Genomic DNA, 2,709 nt, shown 5'->3' with positions numbered 1-2,709 from the left:
ACAAAAGCTTGGGAAAAACTATACGCGAAACGAAGTGCAGTTGAAAGAGTGAATGGTTATCTAAAAGAACATATGAAATTAAATGATACGACACACTATCGATCAGAAATTGTTCAAGTGGAACTATTACTGATTCAACTTGCTTATAATTTAAAGAATTTTGCAGCACAACGATTATCACAAGTGAAATATAGAAAAGAACTAGTCGCTTAACTTCAAAAAACAAGAATATTGAAATTGGTCGAGTGTTTACTTTTCTAAAAAGTGAATTATGAAATTAGCTCATTTAGAAAAGGGAGTGTTATGAAATGAAAAAATTTTTAAAAGTTTTAGGAATAATCATCGCGGCGTTGATAATTATCGTAGCAGGCTTTTTAATCATGGTTCAAATGACTAACAAATCAGCTTTAAAGAAAGAAGCGACAAAAATTGAACAGTATGGCGAAAAAGTAAAATTGAAAGACGGCGAAATGAACATCAATATTACTGGTAAAGGTGACGAAACAATTGTGCTATTACCTGGATTCATGACGACTTCCCCAGTGATTGATTTTGAATCTTTGACGAAAGAACTAGAAAAAAATTATCGAGTTGTTGTCGTTGAACCATTAGGATATGGATTAAGTTCCGATACTAACAAGTCACGTTCGGTTGAAAATATGAACGATGAATTACATCAAGCATTGGCTGAAAAAGGTATTAAAAAATATCATTTGATGGGACACTCAATCTCAGGTGTATATGCGCTTAAATATATTGATACCTATCAAGATGAGATTCAAAGTTTTATTGGCATTGATAGTAGTTTACCAGCTCAAGGTGGAGCAGATGAAAACGGAGAGGCAGCGACGTCATTTTTAGTGGATTCTGGTTTATATCGTTTTCTAGCAAAATCGAATCCAGAGATGCTGAACCTACCGCCTGTTAGCAAAAAAGAACAAGAACAATATAAATATATTTCTTTTGCAAAACTCGGCTCAGAAGCAATGATTAATGAAGCTAAAGAGATGCCCAAAAACTTTGAAAAGACTCAAAAAATTAACTATCCAGAAACTTTACCAGTACTATACCTGTTAGCTTCTGAAAGTGTTGACCCAGATCCGGATTGGGTTAAAATTCATGAAGAGATCCTTAAAAATAGTAAAAAATCAGATTTGAAAGTCCTTGATGGTGGTCACTATCTACATCATACTAAAGCAAAAGAAATTAATGATGAAGTCAATCAATTTTTAGGTCATAAGTAAGCGAAGCTTAAAATTTACTTTTTCAGGATAATTGATTATACTGACTTAGAAGGTGAGGTGAATAATCAATGAAAAAGAATAGTATTAAGGATCTAGCGTTTGGGATTGGTTATTCGACTGCTGTTTTCTTCTAAAATAGTCTAATTGTTGGCTGTAACCAAAAATTAGACTAAAAGAATAGAGGATAAGCAATGAATAAAATTATTAGAAAAAATCCAAGTACCATGCCAAAACCAGTAGGAGAGTATAGTCATGTAACTGTTATCCCTCCGAATAGCACTTTGTACACATTTTCAGGCCAAATTGGCACATCAATAGAGGGAGAACTTCCAACTGATCATCATCAGCAAGTACTCAATACATTCAAGAATATTGAGTTAGCTCTCCAATCAGAAGGTTTGACACCTGAGAACGTGATAAAAGTGAATATCTGGTCAGTGGACCCAATTGATTGGGAGCGATTTGATCAAGAGTGGGTAAGATTTTTTCCTGAAAATCCTTCCATGACGATTGCCTATATTTCTGCACTGGGCTTACCAGAAATAAAAATAGAAATTGAAATAATTGCTGCAAAACCAGAATAAATGATCAAAAGCGAATGACCAAATACAAAGGTCGTTCGCTTTTTTTATGACGGTTAGGTATTTATGGGTTCTTCATATTTTCTTTTAAAGTGAAAATGAGGCTAAATATTGAAATTAAGAGCGTTATGACAAACATAGGAATCTCAGCAATTAAACTTTGAATAGGCAACTTTATTTGCATATTCGTCATAGGATTGACGCTTTCATCGAAGAAATTTAGTTCAGGGACATTTACTTCTGGAAAATTAGCAATTAATACTGCAATACTGTTAAGAATAGCTCTTAAGGAAAATAGTGCGAAAATGAATGTGATAAGGAACAGTAAAAATAGGGTAAGTTCTAAATAGTTTTTATTTTTCATTTTAATCCTTCCTCGTATTTATTTAAATATCTAATTCAAAGAGGGTAGGGCAATTATTATCTTTTTAAAAATGTAAGGTAACAAATAGTTGTTTTATTAAGCGAGAAAAGGGAGGGGAATTTCATTTTTGGTAGACATAAAATAGGATTTTCAAAAATTAAATTTTATAGATAGGGAAGCGAAAAAAATAAATGTATAATTTTTGAATTTATTAAAAAATACAGAAATAATTAGTAAATGAGCTAATTTCATAATTATGATGCCTTGATACATTAGCGTTCTAAAAACAATAAAAATAAGAACCTCCCCATCTGTTATAATTATGATGTCCTGACAGACTCTTAAACAGAAAGGAAGATTCCTATGTCTATCATACAACAACCAACGCTTTTTGACATCCAAATTCTACAAGAACTTGAGATTGAAGTAAAATATCAAGAGTTTTTCTCCCCATTAGAGCTAACGCCATTGATTGCTTTATTTCAAAAAGAGAATACTGTCGGCGCGCCAGTTACCATTA

General features: G+C 32.4%; 4 protein-coding genes. 3 read left to right on the top strand and 1 reads right to left on the bottom strand.

All coding sequences use genetic code 11. The features are described 5' to 3' along the window. From ESZ54_RS12015 to ESZ54_RS12005, 3 genes are all read left to right on the top strand, one after another. The coding region (locus ESZ54_RS12015; protein ID WP_162615172.1) for a transposase at positions 1–213 on the top strand (213 nt) is incomplete at its 5' end. Positions 214–308: 95 nt separating this feature from the next. Further along, positions 309–1,244 carry an alpha/beta fold hydrolase gene (locus tag ESZ54_RS12010; protein ID WP_136137894.1) on the top strand — a complete coding sequence of 312 codons (936 nt, stop codon included), beginning with the start codon at positions 309–311 and terminating at the stop codon, positions 1,242–1,244. A gap of 191 nt (positions 1,245–1,435) precedes the next feature. Next, complete coding sequence (locus ESZ54_RS12005; protein ID WP_136137893.1) at positions 1,436–1,828, top strand: RidA family protein; 393 nt, start codon at positions 1,436–1,438, stop codon at positions 1,826–1,828. A 61-nt stretch (positions 1,829–1,889) separates the two neighbouring features. Here ESZ54_RS12005 and ESZ54_RS12000 read toward each other — a convergent pair whose 3' ends face one another. Next, positions 1,890–2,189 carry a hypothetical protein gene (locus tag ESZ54_RS12000; RefSeq protein WP_136137892.1) on the bottom strand — a complete coding sequence of 100 codons (300 nt, stop codon included), beginning with the start codon at positions 2,187–2,189 and terminating at the stop codon, positions 1,890–1,892. Between the last annotated feature and the right edge of the window lie 520 nt (positions 2,190–2,709).

This window comes from Vagococcus silagei (assembly GCF_004795745.1).
Classification (GTDB): Bacteria; Bacillota; Bacilli; order Lactobacillales; family Vagococcaceae; genus Vagococcus; species Vagococcus silagei.
Note: the sequence above shows the minus strand (reverse complement) of the source record. Positions and strands in the feature narration are given on the sequence as shown.